The 17,556-nt window shown below is 38.6% G+C and carries 15 protein-coding genes and 1 CRISPR repeat array; all 15 genes read left to right on the top strand.

Annotated features, from left to right (window positions below; genetic code table 11):
- The first annotated feature begins 3 nt into the window (after positions 1-3).
- The 15 genes from IPM48_03915 to IPM48_03845 all read left to right on the top strand — a co-directional run bounded on the left by IPM48_03915 (position 4) and on the right by IPM48_03845 (position 17,234).
- A complete protein-coding gene (locus tag IPM48_03915; protein ID MBK9270720.1) occupies positions 4-2,046 on the top strand; it encodes a TIGR03986 family CRISPR-associated RAMP protein in 2,043 nt (680 codons plus the stop codon).
- Between the two features lie 9 nt (positions 2,047-2,055).
- Positions 2,056-2,592, top strand: a complete 537-nt coding sequence (locus IPM48_03910) for a hypothetical protein (GenBank protein ID MBK9270719.1) — start codon at positions 2,056-2,058, stop codon at positions 2,590-2,592.
- Between the two features lie 39 nt (positions 2,593-2,631).
- A complete protein-coding gene (locus IPM48_03905; GenBank protein MBK9270718.1) occupies positions 2,632-3,027 on the top strand; it encodes a CRISPR-associated protein in 396 nt (131 codons plus the stop codon).
- Positions 3,014-3,679, top strand: coding sequence for a hypothetical protein (locus IPM48_03900; protein ID MBK9270717.1), 666 nt, complete (start codon positions 3,014-3,016; stop codon positions 3,677-3,679). The genes IPM48_03905 and IPM48_03900 overlap by 14 nt, the downstream gene beginning before the upstream one ends.
- Positions 3,680-3,792: 113 nt before the next feature.
- Entirely contained in the window at positions 3,793-4,950 is a 1,158-nt protein-coding gene (locus IPM48_03895; protein ID MBK9270716.1) for a hypothetical protein, read from the top strand.
- A 31-nt stretch (positions 4,951-4,981) separates the two neighbouring features.
- Positions 4,982-5,746 (top strand): hypothetical protein, encoded by a 765-nt coding sequence (locus IPM48_03890; GenBank protein MBK9270715.1) that lies wholly within the window; start codon positions 4,982-4,984, stop codon positions 5,744-5,746.
- Between the two features lie 24 nt (positions 5,747-5,770).
- On the top strand, positions 5,771-6,724 hold the full coding sequence (locus tag IPM48_03885) for a hypothetical protein (GenBank protein MBK9270714.1): 954 nt from the start codon (positions 5,771-5,773) through the stop codon (positions 6,722-6,724).
- The gene (locus IPM48_03880) at positions 6,721-7,524 is read left to right on the top strand and encodes a hypothetical protein (protein MBK9270713.1); all 804 of its coding nucleotides are present in this window, start codon (positions 6,721-6,723) and stop codon (positions 7,522-7,524) included. The genes IPM48_03885 and IPM48_03880 overlap by 4 nt, the downstream gene beginning before the upstream one ends.
- A gap of 17 nt (positions 7,525-7,541) precedes the next feature.
- Complete coding sequence (locus IPM48_03875) at positions 7,542-8,576, top strand: RNA-directed DNA polymerase (GenBank protein MBK9270712.1); 1,035 nt, start codon at positions 7,542-7,544, stop codon at positions 8,574-8,576.
- Positions 8,577-8,588: 12 nt separating this feature from the next.
- Entirely contained in the window at positions 8,589-9,539 is a 951-nt protein-coding gene (gene cas1 / locus IPM48_03870; GenBank protein MBK9270711.1) for a CRISPR-associated endonuclease Cas1, read from the top strand.
- An 8-nt stretch (positions 9,540-9,547) separates the two neighbouring features.
- Positions 9,548-9,838 carry a CRISPR-associated endonuclease Cas2 gene (gene cas2 / locus IPM48_03865; protein MBK9270710.1) on the top strand — a complete coding sequence of 97 codons (291 nt, stop codon included), beginning with the start codon at positions 9,548-9,550 and terminating at the stop codon, positions 9,836-9,838.
- A gap of 57 nt (positions 9,839-9,895) precedes the next feature.
- Positions 9,896-13,675: direct repeats of the CRISPR family, unit length 36 nt; unit sequence GACACAGCATTAAGAAATAAAATTGTTTACTGAAAC.
- A 1,042-nt stretch (positions 13,676-14,717) separates the two neighbouring features.
- Positions 14,718-15,200, top strand: coding sequence for a hypothetical protein (locus IPM48_03860; protein ID MBK9270709.1), 483 nt, complete (start codon positions 14,718-14,720; stop codon positions 15,198-15,200).
- Between the two features lie 263 nt (positions 15,201-15,463).
- Positions 15,464-15,712: a type II toxin-antitoxin system Phd/YefM family antitoxin gene (locus IPM48_03855; GenBank protein ID MBK9270708.1), complete on the top strand. Its 249-nt coding sequence runs from the start codon at positions 15,464-15,466 to the stop codon at positions 15,710-15,712.
- Between the two features lie 18 nt (positions 15,713-15,730).
- Entirely contained in the window at positions 15,731-16,006 is a 276-nt protein-coding gene (locus tag IPM48_03850; GenBank protein ID MBK9270707.1) for a Txe/YoeB family addiction module toxin, read from the top strand.
- 454 nt (positions 16,007-16,460) lie between these two features.
- Positions 16,461-17,234, top strand: a complete 774-nt coding sequence (locus IPM48_03845; protein MBK9270706.1) for a glucosaminidase domain-containing protein — start codon at positions 16,461-16,463, stop codon at positions 17,232-17,234.
- Positions 17,235-17,556 lie beyond the last annotated feature (322 nt).

Raw genomic sequence — 17,556 nt, 5'->3', positions numbered from 1 at the left:
CTTATGAAAAAGGGCAAGATATATTTTAATCCAAATGATAAACTTAAGTACCTTATATTGGAGGATGGGAAAGAAATTAAATTGCCCAGAGGTTACTTCAAGGCTGATATTAAGGCATCTGAAAAATTAGAGGTGAATTATGATGAGAGTAAAATGAAAGATGGCATTCCTTTTATCGAACAAGCTTTGCCAACAAAAATTCAAAATCAAGGTCAAATGAATCAAAATAACAGAGAACCTGCGCGGGCTCCATACAATTTTGTTCCGTTGAATGAAACTGTCATATCTGGACAGCCACAGCCCAACCATGATAGATTCTATTCTGAAGATGCAAAACTAAACAGAGAAGATAATAAGCGGTATTCGGGATATGTTGATGTGCAAATTAAAACAGTAACGCCTTTTTTTATCAGACAAGAGAAGGAGCAGACCGATTTTTTTAGGGTGATAAACGGGAAACCAATAATTCCCGGCAGTACATTTCGAGGATTAATACGGAATATGGTTGAAATATTGTCATTTAGTAAGATAGAGTTTTATGACAACAAGCATTTTTACAAGCGATTCAACATAATAAATGATAACCCGAATGACATTAAATGGGGGTTTATCAGAAGAGTTGGAAAAAATTTTAAGATTTTCGAAATCACAACGAAACCAACTCAAGTCCAACACATAGAGAATAATTTATCAAAGACTCCCTACAACTATAAGTTTAACAATGATTCAGTTGTGTATTCAGTTGGAAAATTTCAAGGTATATGCAGAGTTTGGAAATTTCAAACAAATTTCAAAAGTGGCGATGGTTTTGAAGTTCCGAGGGATGTTATTGACGGTTATAATGGAGATGTAAACCGCGATGAAAAGTCAATACACATACTTAAATCTCTTGAAAAAGGATTTATAGTAGATGGAACTAAAGATAATATTCATATTGGCCCTGAAAAGAATCAAGTGCCAATTCAAGGAATTCCTGTCTTTTTTAGAGCACCCGATGGCGATGTGATTTCATTTGGAAATTCCAAGTTTCACAGAATTCCATACGAACACAAAATAGGAGATTTCATTGTTCAAAATTCCTCTGGGACAACAGAGGATTTTACAAAGGCAATTTTTGGCAGTACAGATTATTCTACACGCGTATTTTTTGAGGATGGGCTTCTTCAACAAATTAACGAGCCTGAACAATTTGAAGTGTCAATTCCTCAACTGCCAAAAATTTTATCGTCTCCAAAACCAACATCTTACCAACTCTATTTAGAACAAAAAGACCTGAATGTATCAGAGACGAACCAAAGGACTTGGAAAGATAGAGGCGAAACAGTCATCAGAGGTTACAAGGGATATTGGCACCGAAAAACATCATCAAATAAGCTTGATAAGCATTCCTGGATTGAGAATGGGCCACAAACTAATAGTCATTCGAAAGAAATCAAACCGCTTAAAGCAGGAGCGTCATTTTGTTCTCGCTTGAGATTTGAGAATTTAACCGCTGAAGAATTGGGTGCTCTCCTTTGTGCAATTGAACTGCCAAAGGACTGTTGTCACAAAATGGGTATGGGTAAGCCATTAGGGCTTGGGTCAGTAGAAATTGAAATTAGCAATTTCATCATTATTGACAGACAAAAAAGATATGGAAAACTCTTTGATGGAAGTGCCTGGCATATAGGGCTAGATACGAACAAACTTTCATCTGATTATTTCAAGAACAAATTTGCAAAATTGGTTTGTAGTGTTCTTCAAATGTCTTTCAAAGAAAGTGAGGGTGTAATGAATTTGTGGAATATTGAAAGGCTTTCCCATTTCCAAAAAATATTAAGTTTTTCATATGATCATAATGGTCATTTTACAGGAATTGAAAAATTGGATAATTTTCAATGGCTTAATATCTCACGATATATGGAGATTCAATTTAAACCATCAAAAGACTCTCCCTATTTCAGAGTTGAAGATGATGAGAAGAAGCCGAAAAACGAATACAAAAACCGTCCCATCCTACCTAATCCCAATGAAGTCGTTCAAAAGGATATTTATAAGAAACCATAATTTCAATATATGAACGCAGAGATTGTTTGGGACATATTAGATAAGGCAAGTATAATAATTGGCATTATTACTGTGATTATTTCTATTGCCATTTGGTTCAAACTGCAGCGTCAAAACATTAAAATTGCCCAATTGGCAGCAACCACACCACCACCGAATGATTGGGACAAGTATTATGATGAATACAAAAATATAAGATCAGAAGTTCCCTTTGCATTGGTTATATCATTATTAGAGATTCAGGAAAGTGCCAAAGGAGATGTTCAGCGATATTTTAAAGGTGCAGGACTTGCTGTTTCAAAAATAGAAGAGATAAAAATGGATGGTTTGCGTTCTAAAGAAGATATAAAAAATTATTTAACTAAACTAAGAGAATGTAGGCGTGGACCGTTATCAGAAGCAACAGAGCTGAGATTATTTATAGCTGGACCGGTTATGGCAGGAACTTTGGCTGGTGCAGTTTTTGATAATTGGATACCGGTGTTGCTGTACCATAGGAACAGAGCTGGGACTTATGAATATTGGGGCCCACTTTTGAAATCATGAGAATATTAATTTAAATGGAATTTAAAAGCATTTGAAGCAATGTTAATCAACCTTTCCAATCACCCTTCTTCAAAATGGTCATCAGAACAATTAGATGCCGCAGAGAAAAGTTATCAGCTTATTGAAGATATCCCATTTCCACATGTTCCACCAGAAGCAGAAACTTTTGAAGTGGAAGCAATGGCTTTTGAATTATTCGAAAATATAAAATTACATCTTGGATCTCCAAGATGGTTAGATGCAATCCATATTGCCGGGGAAATGACTTTTACAATGGCGTTCGTTGCTTTGGCTCAAAGGCAGGGTTTCAATTGTATTTCATCAACAACCAAAAGAATTGTCGAGGACAAGCCTGATGGAAGCAAAATTTCAGTATTTAAATTTTGCCGTTTTAGAACCTATCCAAACTTAAATCCAAATAATGAAAGAAATTAGACAAATACTCAAGTATAGTTGGAAAAACCAAAAAACGGATATATTGATCGGTTTTTTAGTTGTTGCAATTCTTATAATTTGGACTTCATGTACAAATGGCAATACACCATTTTATATAAACGTAATGGATAGTTGGTGGGGAAAATGGATAGATCCAATCGTTGGGTTAACAACTTTTCTTCTTGCTTTCTTTTTGTGGATTTCAAGGCTAAGACAAAATTGGAGAGAAAATCTGCCGAAAAGATTAACTGTTCATTTTAAATTAGGTGACAAATACATACTTACTTGTCATGAAGCATATCTTTCTGCAGCAGGTGATATTAGGGCTTGGGCACAACAAATAGGAAGTCAAATGTCTGGAGCTCGTTTTTTAGAATTTTTTCCATACATTACACAATTGAACCCGTTGGTAAAAATATATAATTCTGAAAGCTATATATTATACGAAGTTACTTTGTACCTGAAAAATTTTCCAGACCCTAATCAGGAAAAACTGATGGATACTCGGATTTTAGATGAATATAAGTTTTGGATTGATAATCGGGATGATAGCCCAGCAAATAAAACCGGTTATGACAAACCACATCCTTCCAAGGCATTAACATTAGACCAAGCAAATAATAAAATAATGAATGAAGAACAACTAAAATAGAATTAGCGTAAAATTGCATTCGCATTGAGACCCAATATTATATTTAAAGTGCCAATAAAAATAAATTACTTTTTAAAATTATTATCAGCTACATCTTATAAGACAAAAAAACCATGCCAAAACAAAAATTCCGATACTCAGCACGCAAGGTAGAATGCATAGGACGGCGAGATGGCCGTGGCTGGCAATATGCCTTTTGGCCTTTTAAGAAGGAAATGCCGGTGCAGCCATTGGATGATCAACAAGAGCAGGCGTCTTTTGATCTGGAGCTGTATCGCGCTGCAGAAGACGATCTGGCCGATATTGCAATATCCTGGAGTGAAGAAGACAAGGTCCTTAAAAACCAGTATTGCAAAAGTTTGGTGGAATTGCAAATGGCAACTGAAGCATTGACTTCAGAGACCAAAGATCTCGAGTTCGCCAAAAAGGAATTTGATCAGGCCGAAGACGAGTTTGAAGCCCAAAGACAGCCACCCATCAGCCATCGTACAGAATGGATGTGGATCGCCTTTTTGATGGTTGGAGAATATTTTTTCAACTATATAATTTTTAATATGGTCGGTGCAGAAGACCTTGAGACCCATATTATGGCTTTGGTGATTAGTGCCACCCTTCCCATGTCTGCGATGTATCTCGGTATGTTGTTGAAGAAAGCCGATAAAAACATCCTGGAGAAATGGATGGCCCTGGTGATGTTGTTGGTACCTGTCCTTGTATTGATGGGTATCAGTTTGCTTAGAGCAGCCTTGTTTGAAGGAGCCTGGACCGAGGATGAAGAAGCACCCCCTATTTCTCCATGGGCCGCCAGCATGGTATTTATCGTCATCAACCTTCTCATCTTTTTAGTTGGAGCGGTGGTCTCTTATATGGCCTCTCATGCAGATCCGGAAACCTACCGCACCTTGCGTATCCGAATGAACAGAGCCCGCAAGCGCTTTGATCACGAATCCCGCGATCATCAACAGGCATCGAGAATGTATCAAAAAGCACGCATTGCTTATGAAAAAGCCAAACACCTGCGCAAAGAAGAATTTGACATCCACCAGGCGATGGCCTTTGATCTGATTAAAAAAGCCAGACTGTATATCTCCATCTACCACGATGCCAATATTGGGGTAAGAAAAAATGGCATTACGCCTCCTTGTTTTAAAGAGCCTATACCAGAATTGAAAGTACCGGAATTGTTGATGGCGGCGTCTTTGGACTGGTCTTGTGATCCAAATATCATGGGCCTCAATCCATTTTCCAAAACTGGTTTTAACCAAAATTGAACACATTAAAATATAAGTTGATAGCCAAATAATGAAAAAATCCAACCATTTATTGATTCTTGTTTTTTTAATGTGCATTTTATTCTTTGCATCCTGCCACTCAGACAAGGCGGTTATCAGAGAACCCAAAGGCTGGTGTGTACTCATAGACATGTCCGGAGTGCGCAACAATCCAGCCATGAGGAAACAATATGCAGAAAATTTTGTGACCATCATGCAGAAAATGGGAGAAGGCGATGAATTGGCGGTAGCCTTTATCACCGAAACATCCGCCAATGAATTGAATTTTTTGGTCAATACGCAACTTCCGAATTTTGAATCCGGCACCACCAACAAAGATCGAATAAAGAAGGCCAGAAAGAAATTTAAAAAATCCCTTGAGGAATCAAAAAGCAGAATCACGAGAATGGTCCAGGACACCATTTTGTTGAGCCAAAGGGTCAGTCCCGCCACAGAAATCCTCAGCGCACTGCAGGTGGCTGCGAGCGTTTTTAAAATTCAGAAAAATTCCACAAAGACATTAATCTTGTTGAGCGACATGGAGGAGTACTCCAAAGCCTATAAATTTACCCAAGAAGATTTTACCGATGATCGAATTCAAAAAATCATAGATATAGAATCCAAAAAACCACAAGGCATTCCCAGCTTAGACAATGTAAATGTTTATGTTGCCGGAGCCAACAGCGCCAATACTGATCGATTTTTTAAAGTCAAAAAATTTTGGATGGAATATTTCAAAACTTGCAGAGCATTACTCCAGGATGAACACTATGCAGCCACCCTCAACGGATTGTAAACTTTGTGCAATTATGCGCAGGCAATGACAGAAAAAAAGCAACGAGATCAAAAAGAACAGAAAGTACCTGAAGCTTTCCGTGAATTGGCCAATGCATTGATCGATTTTATCACACTGATCTCCTCACAAAACCTCGAAGAAAGAGATCAGTACATCAAGGAGTTGGCTTTGGTGATGAAGCGCATGGCCAAAACGCCTCCGCCCTCAGACGAATTGGTTGGATTTAGGGAGATGGCCCGAATGAAATTTAAGAAGGGAGCCATTACCCAATGGATGAATTCTAAAAAATTTACGATTGCAGGAGGATCCGATTCTCTTAAAGTAGATGCTTATCTGCATCAGGTGAGCGATTATTTGGCCTTGCATTATTCCGAACTAAAGCCATTTTACGAAACCTTAAAATTGGCACAAAACAGACGCAAAGATTTTAGGTTTAAGATGCAGAAGAGTTCGTTGAGATACATTGGGGAGTGGTGCAAGAAGTTAAGCCAATTGGAGCTCATCGATCGATATCATTTCAACAGGGATGAGGTTGTCGTTGAGATTGCCGAGATCCACAAGGCCACCCAATTTATCATGGGTTATTGGCTTGAAGTTTTGCTTAGAAGCAAGGTCGCAGAATTGTTGCGCAAACATTTGCAGCACATCCAAAACTTTGACTTTTTGAGCCAAACCGGGGTGATGAGACCGGATGGTAAAAATACAGAAATTGATTTGCTGCTGATGGTCAACCAAAAGTTTTTCTGGTTTGAGTGCAAATCCGGAAATATTGCTTCTTACTACCAGAAATTTGCCAGCCAGCGTGAATTTTTAGGCCTTGATCCTGCACAAAGCTTCTTGGTTTGTCAGGAAGCAGATCCCAACAAATCCCTGCACGTCATGAAGGTCTCCGGGATGAACTCCCTCTACGCCACTGAATTGGTAGAGCAGTTGGAAAAATACATTTTTGAGCCCCTTTTATCCCATACTATATCATGAGTCAGCAAATCAAAACCATTCAAGCCATTTTTAATCTCGTCCTCCGGCCCCATGAGATTCCTTTCTTCAAAAAGGAGATTTTGCATTTGCAGAATCCCAAAAACGATGTATGGCACAATCACATCGTAGAACAAGAAGACCATGATTTTGAGCAATCCGTCAATGTGCGCAACAGCAAAATACAGGGAAAAAACCTGCGTCGCTATCCCCAGATTCAGTTTCGGACTGAATATCACATGGGACATACCTGCGCCTGCTTATGGGGCATTGGAAAAGGAGCAGATGAAATTGTAAAATTTTTGAAGAAAAAACCTGCATTTGAGATCCCTTGGGGCAGAGGTCGTGTGAATTTGCATCTTTTGGATTTGATCGAACAAAAAATGGACCCTCCCAAAATATGGAACCAGATCAGCCTGAAGAAATACAGTCTGACCCATTTCCTGCCATTTAACGAAGACCGGTACAAGGAGTTCAAATCCAAATTATTTTTTGTGGACAAGCTGGAATTGATCGAGCGTATGGCCACACACAATCTGGTCCTTTTTATGGAAGAGTTTTTTCCCGAACAAAAGGATCATTTTAAAATCACCGCAAAAACCATCGATTTAAAAGGATTTAAGACGGCCAAATACCATCCAAAAGATTCTCCAGATCCTCTGACCTACGTATCGGTGGATTTGCATCTTGGTATCAATGCTGATTTGCCGGCCGGCATATCCATCGGCAATCTCAAAGCCCTTGGCTATGGGATCCTTCGTCCGGTGGAGGATAAGCCACCAAAGGCAAATAAAGTTGTTTGACATGTTGGAATAAAACCATGGCCAATCGCAGTACCATCCGATCCAAAGCAAAGAGGTTTGAAAAACTGCGGACGGTCTTTGAGTTTGCCCATTGGCTCGGTAGGGAGGAGGCCAAATTACAACTCCTCTCCTTCAAACCCCGGTACAAGGAATACCAGATTCCAAAACCGGGAGGAGGCTGGAGACAGATCGAGGATCCGGAACCCAAACTCAAATCTGTCTTGCAAAAACTCAACGAACATCTGCAAGCCTGTTATTATTCGGTTCGTCCCGCCTCTGCTTACGGTTTTGTCATCTCCGCATCGGAAGATGAGGATCGCAACATTGTGACCAATGCCAAAAAGCATCTCGGATGCAAACATTTGCTCAACATCGATCTCAAGGATTTTTTTCATCAAATCCGGGAAGACAAGGTGGTGGCGATTTTCTCACGACATTTTCCACAATTCGAGGATGCACTCATTGACTTGTTGGCCAGACTTGTGTGCTACAAAGCCAGACTGCCGATGGGTGCGCCCACCTCGCCGGTGCTTTCCAATTACGCCGCCATACCATTGGACGAACAACTCATGGCTTATTGCAGCCAATCCGGGATCAGCTATACCAGATATGCGGATGATTTGAGTTTTTCCAGTAAGCAAGCAATCAGCAGAATCGATTACGAACATTTTCTACATTGCGTACAGACCTGTGGTTTTGAAGTCAATCCCAAAAAAATACGGTGGGCCAAAGAAAACAACCCAAAGGAAATCACCGGACTTTTTTTGAAAATGGGAGAAGTCTGTCTGGAAGAAAACTATTTGCGGCAGCTGGAAACTGAAATTGGGCGATACATTACATATTATGAAGTTGAAGCCCGATACCGCACAGGAGCATCGATGAAAAAACTCAAATTGTTCGAGCAAGAATTAAGAGGCAAGCTCAGTTTTGCCCAATTGGTGGAGCCCGACAATGAGCGGATCGACTATCTCAGGGACCAAATGGATCAGGCCAAAGAAGCGCTGGAAGATTTTGAAAGCGTGCATTGGCTTGACCTGCCTTATGGATTCTAAATAAACGAAAGTATGCATGTTTTTATTGAAGAATACGGCGTAAAACTGGACATCGAAGAAGAGATGCTGAGAATCGTGTACGGAGAAATCGAAAGGAAATCCAGTTTCCTTAAAATCAGCAGCATCAATATTTTGAAACCAGCTACCGTAACCACAGCGGTGCTTTGTGCGGCGGCCAATCACCAGGTGCCGGTTCTGATGTATTCCAATACCGGTAGGGTAGAAGCCTGGGTCTGGAGTCCCAAGTACGCCAACATTGCGCAATTGAGGAAGCAACAAGTTTATTTTTGCGATGGACCTGATTGTTTGAAGTGGGTCACAGGGCTCCTGGACCACAAATGCCGGCATCAAATCCAAAATCTGCGTTGGTTGGCAGACAGGGTGTCTTCGGCAGCCTGGGAGCTTCAAAGGATCATGATCAAAATGGAACATCTTCGGAGAATGTTAGCAGAAGCAAAAAACCAGGAGAGCATCAGAGGATGTGAAGGAGCAGCTTCAAAATGGTATTGGAGCGGTGTATCGATTGGAATGAACAAGTATATCAAATTTGAAGGTAGGGAAAAAAGACGTGCCAAAGACCAGTTCAACCAGAGTCTCAATTACATGTATGGGATTTTGTATGGTATGGTCGAATCCAGCCTGCTGATGTATGGTTTGGATCCCTACATGGGATTGCTTCACGCCATCCAGTATGACAAGCCCAGTCTGGTCTTTGACCAGATAGAGCCCTTCAGACCCTGGGTGGACAAGATGTTGATGCAGTTGTATATTCAAAAAAGAATCCCTCAAGAGATCAGAGAAGGAGATCTAAGTCTGAGTCTTGCCCACCGCAAGATTTTGATCGGGCAGTTTTTCAAAGAAATGGATCAGAGGAGTCTGCTCAATGCAAAGCGCATTAAGAAAATAGACCACATTCACCACCTGAGCCAGAAATTGGTGAGGACCATCCGGGGAGAAGAATGAGGACAAGGATGATTTTCTACGACATCGAGAGCAATCCGGTCCGGACCAAGCTGCACAACAAGTTGGAAGCGCTGGGATTTGTCCGATTACAGTATTCTGTATTTTGCGGTATGCACAGTGACAGCCAATGGCGGTATTGCAGGGATGAAATCGATCAGGTAATCAAAGACAAGCTAGGACCTGGCGATAAACTAAATATTATGACGGTCAAACCCATAGATCTGAGACAGATGCATTTTTTAGGAGAACCGGCGGATCTGGACGCCATTTTGAATCCACCAAAGATACTTTGGATCTGAGCTCCGAAAAAAAGTTATATATTTGCCTCATCATCCGGCAGTTGATTAAAAACTGCGGACACAGCATTAAGAAATAAAATTGTTTACTGAAACACAACGTTTTCCCTGTTGAACTCGGCACCCCTGACACAGCATTAAGAAATAAAATTGTTTACTGAAACTCTTAACAATAAAATAGCACTGCTTTTTACCGGACACAGCATTAAGAAATAAAATTGTTTACTGAAACACCAACGTGTGGATAATGCAGTATCCATAAATGACACAGCATTAAGAAATAAAATTGTTTACTGAAACTGGGAAAAGAAAGCGGCTGAAAGGTTTTGCATGACACAGCATTAAGAAATAAAATTGTTTACTGAAACTTTAAGCACATCCAAAGGATTAAATTTTGAAAGACACAGCATTAAGAAATAAAATTGTTTACTGAAACAAGATAAGATGTGCTTCTCTAGCTATAAGTATGACACAGCATTAAGAAATAAAATTGTTTACTGAAACAAATAGTTGTTTTCCCTTCTCTGTTCCTTCCAGACACAGCATTAAGAAATAAAATTGTTTACTGAAACAGTTGTTCTGAAATAATGCCAGTGAATCTTTCGACACAGCATTAAGAAATAAAATTGTTTACTGAAACCTTGGGGGAGCTTGCAGTTTGTTTTTCTTTTTGACACAGCATTAAGAAATAAAATTGTTTACTGAAACATGTAAGGCTATATCGGTATCTTTTAGTAAGTGACACAGCATTAAGAAATAAAATTGTTTACTGAAACGTGCCTTCGAAGACAGGTACGGTCTCTAAACCGACACAGCATTAAGAAATAAAATTGTTTACTGAAACACTACCAGAATAGGATCTTTTGTCTTCGTCGTGACACAGCATTAAGAAATAAAATTGTTTACTGAAACACCATGCAACAAGGTTTTGCCAGTACTAGAGGGGACACAGCATTAAGAAATAAAATTGTTTACTGAAACGGAACCCCTTACCGGTACGTCCTGTCCTTTACGACACAGCATTAAGAAATAAAATTGTTTACTGAAACATTTTTGGAATTCTTAGTGTTTTACTCACACCGACACAGCATTAAGAAATAAAATTGTTTACTGAAACATTTGCATGGGTGCGAAATGCTCTACATACGCGACACAGCATTAAGAAATAAAATTGTTTACTGAAACTGGCCTGCGGCGGTAATGACGGGGTCTCCGTCGACACAGCATTAAGAAATAAAATTGTTTACTGAAACATCTGCGAGGAAACAGGATTAGCAACTTGTGGGACACAGCATTAAGAAATAAAATTGTTTACTGAAACCTCCTACACTCCACTCCTGCGGAGTATTTTTCGACACAGCATTAAGAAATAAAATTGTTTACTGAAACAAATGAAGGTACTCGCCTGCGAGTCCTTCATCGACACAGCATTAAGAAATAAAATTGTTTACTGAAACATTTCTTTTTTAGTGACCGCCATGTATGGACAGACACAGCATTAAGAAATAAAATTGTTTACTGAAACGCCATTGCCGCAGGAATTGCCCAAATCAGTGCGACACAGCATTAAGAAATAAAATTGTTTACTGAAACTTCAGCCGAAGGATTATACTGAATATCTTTTTGACACAGCATTAAGAAATAAAATTGTTTACTGAAACATTTTATTTATGGGTAAAGTAATGATTACCAAGACACAGCATTAAGAAATAAAATTGTTTACTGAAACCTGAATATATTTTCACATGCCTCCAGATTATTGACACAGCATTAAGAAATAAAATTGTTTACTGAAACGGAGATCGTTGGTTGAAGCAGGAGACTCAATAGACACAGCATTAAGAAATAAAATTGTTTACTGAAACGCAGATCGTTTTTAGCCGCCGGGGCCTCAATAGGACACAGCATTAAGAAATAAAATTGTTTACTGAAACCCAATTTGTCTGTCATTGACTCTGGATTTCCAGACACAGCATTAAGAAATAAAATTGTTTACTGAAACTTAATGCGGAAACTTACTAAAGCTGCATTTCGGACACAGCATTAAGAAATAAAATTGTTTACTGAAACTGGTTCCTCTTCGTGGTTTTTGGAGTGATTAAGACACAGCATTAAGAAATAAAATTGTTTACTGAAACTCTTTTATCATAATTCATAAACTACTGATACAGACACAGCATTAAGAAATAAAATTGTTTACTGAAACATATTTTACCGACAAGGACTGCGGGTGTATTTGACACAGCATTAAGAAATAAAATTGTTTACTGAAACTTACTAGGCAGCTACGCAAGGCGGTCGTCTGGGACACAGCATTAAGAAATAAAATTGTTTACTGAAACTTACGTCATTGAATGTTTGCGCCCCTGTAAAAGACACAGCATTAAGAAATAAAATTGTTTACTGAAACACAGAGGGAAGATATTTTTCACCCATTTCTTGGACACAGCATTAAGAAATAAAATTGTTTACTGAAACGGGACGCTTTTAACAAACATTGTATTAATAAGGACACAGCATTAAGAAATAAAATTGTTTACTGAAACTGATCTTTCATACGCTGCCAAAAATTGTTTGTGACACAGCATTAAGAAATAAAATTGTTTACTGAAACTTTCACTCCTCCAGTAAAATCTATCGGAGGAAGACACAGCATTAAGAAATAAAATTGTTTACTGAAACGACGGTCCCCTCGAATACGGGCAGGGTTTCCAGACACAGCATTAAGAAATAAAATTGTTTACTGAAACTGATACTTTGAGTGTATCGCTTTCATATAATAGACACAGCATTAAGAAATAAAATTGTTTACTGAAACAAGATAGGGGCTGCAGTTGATACCTTTTGGAAGACACAGCATTAAGAAATAAAATTGTTTACTGAAACCAACAAACGCCTTTGATTGAAAATCGCTAGCCAGACACAGCATTAAGAAATAAAATTGTTTACTGAAACCAATCCGTTACTTTTTGGATAAACTCCTGTTGGACACAGCATTAAGAAATAAAATTGTTTACTGAAACCCTTTCGGAGCCAATACAGTTCCTTCGAACACGACACAGCATTAAGAAATAAAATTGTTTACTGAAACTACTCCGAGGCAAGGCCCTCATCCTCGAATAGGACACAGCATTAAGAAATAAAATTGTTTACTGAAACTCTTCCTTTACGCCTTCGGCGCCACTTCCTGCGACACAGCATTAAGAAATAAAATTGTTTACTGAAACACACATATTTTGATGAACCCAACACACCGTAAGACACAGCATTAAGAAATAAAATTGTTTACTGAAACAGTTCTTCACTCATCATTAAGTAATACCCTTCTGACACAGCATTAAGAAATAAAATTGTTTACTGAAACCATTTTTTTAAATTTAAGGTTTGAAAAAACAAGACACAGCATTAAGAAATAAAATTGTTTACTGAAACTATATAGTCCCATCTGTTAGTACGACTTCAGCGACACAGCATTAAGAAATAAAATTGTTTACTGAAACTCCAATAAAGGACCATTTCTCTCCCTCAGTATGACACAGCATTAAGAAATAAAATTGTTTACTGAAACCCGACCCTGGACTGGCTGGGTCAGAAGACAATGACACAGCATTAAGAAATAAAATTGTTTACTGAAACGTCTTCCCGGTGCTCGATGGAGACCCTTCTCTGACACAGCATTAAGAAATAAAATTGTTTACTGAAACTCTCTATAAGTATTGGCACATCCTTTAATCTAGACACAGCATTAAGAAATAAAATTGTTTACTGAAACATCTAATTTTGATTTAAGCTCTTCCGTGTCAAGACACAGCATTAAGAAATAAAATTGTTTACTATGACAGAGCGGTCCGGAGGAATCGAGTGATATTGATCACTCGATAGCGACAGAACCATGCGCTCCTGCGCATGGCAACAGAGGGAGTCATTCAAGCGAGCATGACACAGTATTAAGAAATCCACCCCCCAAGTGAACTTGGGGAGGGACACGGTAAAATTGTTTACTATGACAGAGCGGTCCGGAGGAATCGAGTGATATTGATCACTCGATAGCGACAGAACCATGCGCTCCTGCGCATGGCAACAGAGGGAGTCATTCAAGCGAGCATGACACAGTATTAAGAAATCCACCCCAAGTGAACTTGGGGAGGGACACGGTAAAATTGTTTACTATGACCGAGCGGTCCGAAGGAATCGAGTGATATTGATCAATCGATAGCGAGGGACCCGATCCCCAAGTCCACTTGGGGATCGGCAACAGCGAGAGCCGCACAAAAACCTATCCTGGACGCAGTTTTAAGAAATCCCCACCATGCCGAAGGCATGGTGGCGTACGACAGTGCGCCAAGTGAAGGAACGCGTAAGCGCTTGGAGGTGGCCGCAAAAAGAAAGAGAAAAGACACAGTATTAAGAAATCCACCTCCCAAGTGAACTTGGGGAGGGACACGGTAAAATTGTTTACTATGACCGAGCGGTCCGAAGGAATCGAGTGATATTGATCAATCGATAGCGAGGGAACCGATCCCTAAGTCCACTTGGGGATCGGCAACAGCGAGAGCCGCACAAAAACCTATCCTGGACGCAGTTTTAAGAAATCCCCACCAAGCAAGCTGGCCGTGCACCCCCGCCAACTGCGTTGGGGACAAAGCAACGAAGTTGGTGTGGGGCAAGCTGTAAGCGCACGTACTAACTTTATTGCTACACCTGTACAAGAATTAAGAAACCTGCTAACTTCCTTGCCATTCACCTATCACCGTTTGCGATTGAAATTGGTAAAGTAGTTGGCGTTGTGAATTGTATGAATGAATACATGATTTTATTATGGCAATATTTGTATTTTAGCGGCTGGCGCACATTTTAGTAAAATTTAAATGGAGATCTTAAATTGAAAAATCAAAAAAAAATTATTAAAATCCCTTACCCACTAAAGTTTCTTCTGGCTATAATTGTGTTATTCACTCTGTCTGGCTGCTGCCGATATGTGGATTGCCTATCCGATGATTATTTTGCAAAACTGGTTGTTAAAGATCAGAGGGACAGTAGTGATCTGATATTTGGTGATGGCAGAGTGTACAATAGATCGGGAATAAAATGTTATTCGATCTTAGGTCTGGATACTACATTCTATGTTATCGCATTAAAAGAATACGACTCGTCAATAAGTGACAGCATCTTATCCATTAAATTATTTCCTGAAATACATGAAAATGTGTATATAAAATGGGACAACACAGATGTCGATACCCTTTTGGCCCAATACCATTCTTTCGATACAAACTGTTGCGGAAATATTACTGAAATTTCGAAGATGAATATCAATGGAGTGGATTATAAAATTGATCGGGTTCCGATTCAATTGTTTAAATGATAATTCTTATAGTTGGTGATTAAATTTTTAAAGAGTTGCTTTGGCATATTATTAAATTTGCCAAATTTCCTTTGTATTGGTTTGGATTTCAATGGGACTATTACCTGTAAGAAAAAATAACAAATGACCAATATTCATAGATATTATAGTAATTCGTTTATAATTGAAAATGAACCCCCATTAAAGCTGTTTATAAAAATATATACTTTATATGTACAATATTATGTACAAATTTACGTACATTTGTACATAAATTGAAAAGAATGAAAGTGATTTCCATTTCTAATCTTCGAAGAGGTATGAAAGAGTATTTTGACTATGTTTCCAATGCCATGGAAGTTATTATTGTGCCTAGAAACAAAGAAGAAGACTCCATTGTAATCATGTCTATACAGGAATACAATGCACTTAAAGAGACCGAGCATCTGTTTTCAACCAAAGCCAATCAATCAAGGCTCGAAGAGTCCATCAAACAGATGAATGAAGGCAAAACCAAATCATACGTTTTATGACGATCTGAAACGAAAGTCATGAATATTGAATTTACACCAATTGCTTGGGAAGATTTTTCTTATTGGATAGAAAATGATGAAGAATCAGCTCAAAAAATAAAGGAATTAATAAAAGCTATTAGAAAGGATCCGTTCAAAGGCATAGGTAAACCAGAGCCTTTAAGATTTGGCTTACAAGGATTTTGGTCGAGGAGAATATCTGGAGAGCATCGATTGGTTTATCGAGTCAGTGGAACCAAGGGAGTGGATCAGAAATGCACTATTTTACAATGTAGATTTCATTATGAAAATTAATAATCATAGAGTTTGCAATTATGTTTGTATTAAATTCGCTTCATCAAGAAACGCATATAAAATTCTTACTTTTCTTTAAATCAACACTGTTGGTTTGATTTTGTGTTCAGGATTTTTTCGATACAAAAATAGAACATCACGAAAATTAAATTTACCATTTTATTCAATGATGGACTTATTAGTAATTTTTAATAGAGGGTCAAGCCACAGCTCACTATTTATTTCTTTATTTACCCTTATGTAGGTTGGTTCAAATTATACATCCCATTTTACCAATGCTTTAAAACACTCCCAAATTCCCTGGAAGTCAAAGCTAAATCCTCATTTTTTATGCGTTTATGCAAATATTACAAAAATATTACACACATAAAACACTGATAAATAATAAATAATATATTACTACCCCCTTGTGTATTTCAAAATTGGTATTATTTTTGCACCACCAAAACCGAATATGTGTCAATACGGAGTGATCATGAAAAAATTGAATTATTTGGTGGTGGTGTTGCTTACAGGATTTCTGATGATCAGCACCCGTCCTGTGACAGTACAGGAGAAGTACATGGATCGGTTTAAGGACATCGCAATGGTGGAAATGAAGCGTTCCGGCATTCCGGCTTCCATCAAGATGGCTCAGGGAATCCTGGAGTCCATGGCAGGGAGAAGCGAGTTGGCAGTAAACGCCAACAATCACTTTGGGATCAAGTGCAAATCCAGCTGGCAGGGGGAAACCTATTTATACAAAGATGATGATCGGGATTCATCAGGCAATTTGATGCATTCCTGTTTTCGGCTGTATCCGAGTGCAGAAGATTCTTATTATGATCATTCGGAATTTTTGAGAAACAGGTCCCGTTACAATGTTTTATTCAGTTTGGAAATCACCGATTACGTAGCCTGGGCCAACGGATTGAAAAAATGCGGATACGCAACCGATCCTACTTACCCTGCCAAGATCATCCAGACCATTGAAAAATACAATCTATACGTATTGGATCAGGAGGTATTAAAATCTCAGCTTGTTCCGGTGAAAGCAGAAGAAGAAATTATTGCTGAATCGATCAAAAACATAGAAGCAGAAGCAAGGATCACAACAGCCACCCATCCGGTAGCAATAAAATCCCCTTTGCCCCTCCACAGACCCATGGTAAAGCCCGGAATTCCTTTCCAAATTAACAAGGAGACCAACACAAAGACAAAGGGAAAAAGAAAAAAGTTATATAAATAAAAAACAAATATGAAACCGACTCGTTATCTTTGCGTAGCCAGGGTTGTCAGAGTCTAAATAAACCAATCTCAAACCTAAGACGAATGATAATTGAGTGTTTTTAACCTACTCGCTCGTTTCTCCTGACAGCTTTGGCTTTTTTTTCTCTTTCATTTATTCATTTCAATTCCAATTTTAGAGCCAGATCTTGTATCTCGGGCAGTTCATTCCTTCCTATTTTCATAGGAAAGCATATCCCTTTGCCAAATAAAAATTATTTAAATTGGAAATCAGGAATTCATTCAACGCATTGCTTGGAAATCCTAATTTGATGAAAATGGCC

This window comes from Saprospiraceae bacterium (genome assembly GCA_016715965.1).
Classification (GTDB): domain Bacteria; phylum Bacteroidota; class Bacteroidia; order Chitinophagales; family Saprospiraceae; genus Vicinibacter.
The sequence above is the reverse complement of the archived record's forward strand: the minus strand, read 5'-3'. Positions and strand labels throughout refer to the sequence as shown.

Bases quoted from the DNA above. Each gene is read 5' to 3' on its own strand.
- IPM48_03915 (MBK9270720.1), top strand. From the start codon at position 4: ATGAAAAAGGGCAAGATATATTTTAATCCAAATGATAAACTTAAGTAC.
- IPM48_03910 (MBK9270719.1), top strand. From the start codon at position 2,056: ATGAACGCAGAGATTGTTTGGGACATATTAGATAAGGCAAGTATAATA.
- IPM48_03905 (MBK9270718.1), top strand. From the start codon at position 2,632: ATGTTAATCAACCTTTCCAATCACCCTTCTTCAAAATGGTCATCAGAA.
- IPM48_03900 (MBK9270717.1), top strand. From the start codon at position 3,014: ATGAAAGAAATTAGACAAATACTCAAGTATAGTTGGAAAAACCAAAAA.
- IPM48_03895 (MBK9270716.1), top strand. From the start codon at position 3,793: ATGCCAAAACAAAAATTCCGATACTCAGCACGCAAGGTAGAATGCATA.
- IPM48_03890 (MBK9270715.1), top strand. From the start codon at position 4,982: ATGAAAAAATCCAACCATTTATTGATTCTTGTTTTTTTAATGTGCATT.
- IPM48_03885 (MBK9270714.1), top strand. From the start codon at position 5,771: ATGACAGAAAAAAAGCAACGAGATCAAAAAGAACAGAAAGTACCTGAA.
- IPM48_03880 (MBK9270713.1), top strand. From the start codon at position 6,721: ATGAGTCAGCAAATCAAAACCATTCAAGCCATTTTTAATCTCGTCCTC.
- IPM48_03875 (MBK9270712.1), top strand. From the start codon at position 7,542: ATGGCCAATCGCAGTACCATCCGATCCAAAGCAAAGAGGTTTGAAAAA.
- cas1 (MBK9270711.1), top strand. From the start codon at position 8,589: ATGCATGTTTTTATTGAAGAATACGGCGTAAAACTGGACATCGAAGAA.
- cas2 (MBK9270710.1), top strand. From the start codon at position 9,548: ATGATTTTCTACGACATCGAGAGCAATCCGGTCCGGACCAAGCTGCAC.
- IPM48_03855 (MBK9270708.1), top strand. From the start codon at position 15,464: ATGAAAGTGATTTCCATTTCTAATCTTCGAAGAGGTATGAAAGAGTAT.
- IPM48_03850 (MBK9270707.1), top strand. From the start codon at position 15,731: ATGAATATTGAATTTACACCAATTGCTTGGGAAGATTTTTCTTATTGG.
- IPM48_03845 (MBK9270706.1), top strand. From the start codon at position 16,461: ATGTGTCAATACGGAGTGATCATGAAAAAATTGAATTATTTGGTGGTG.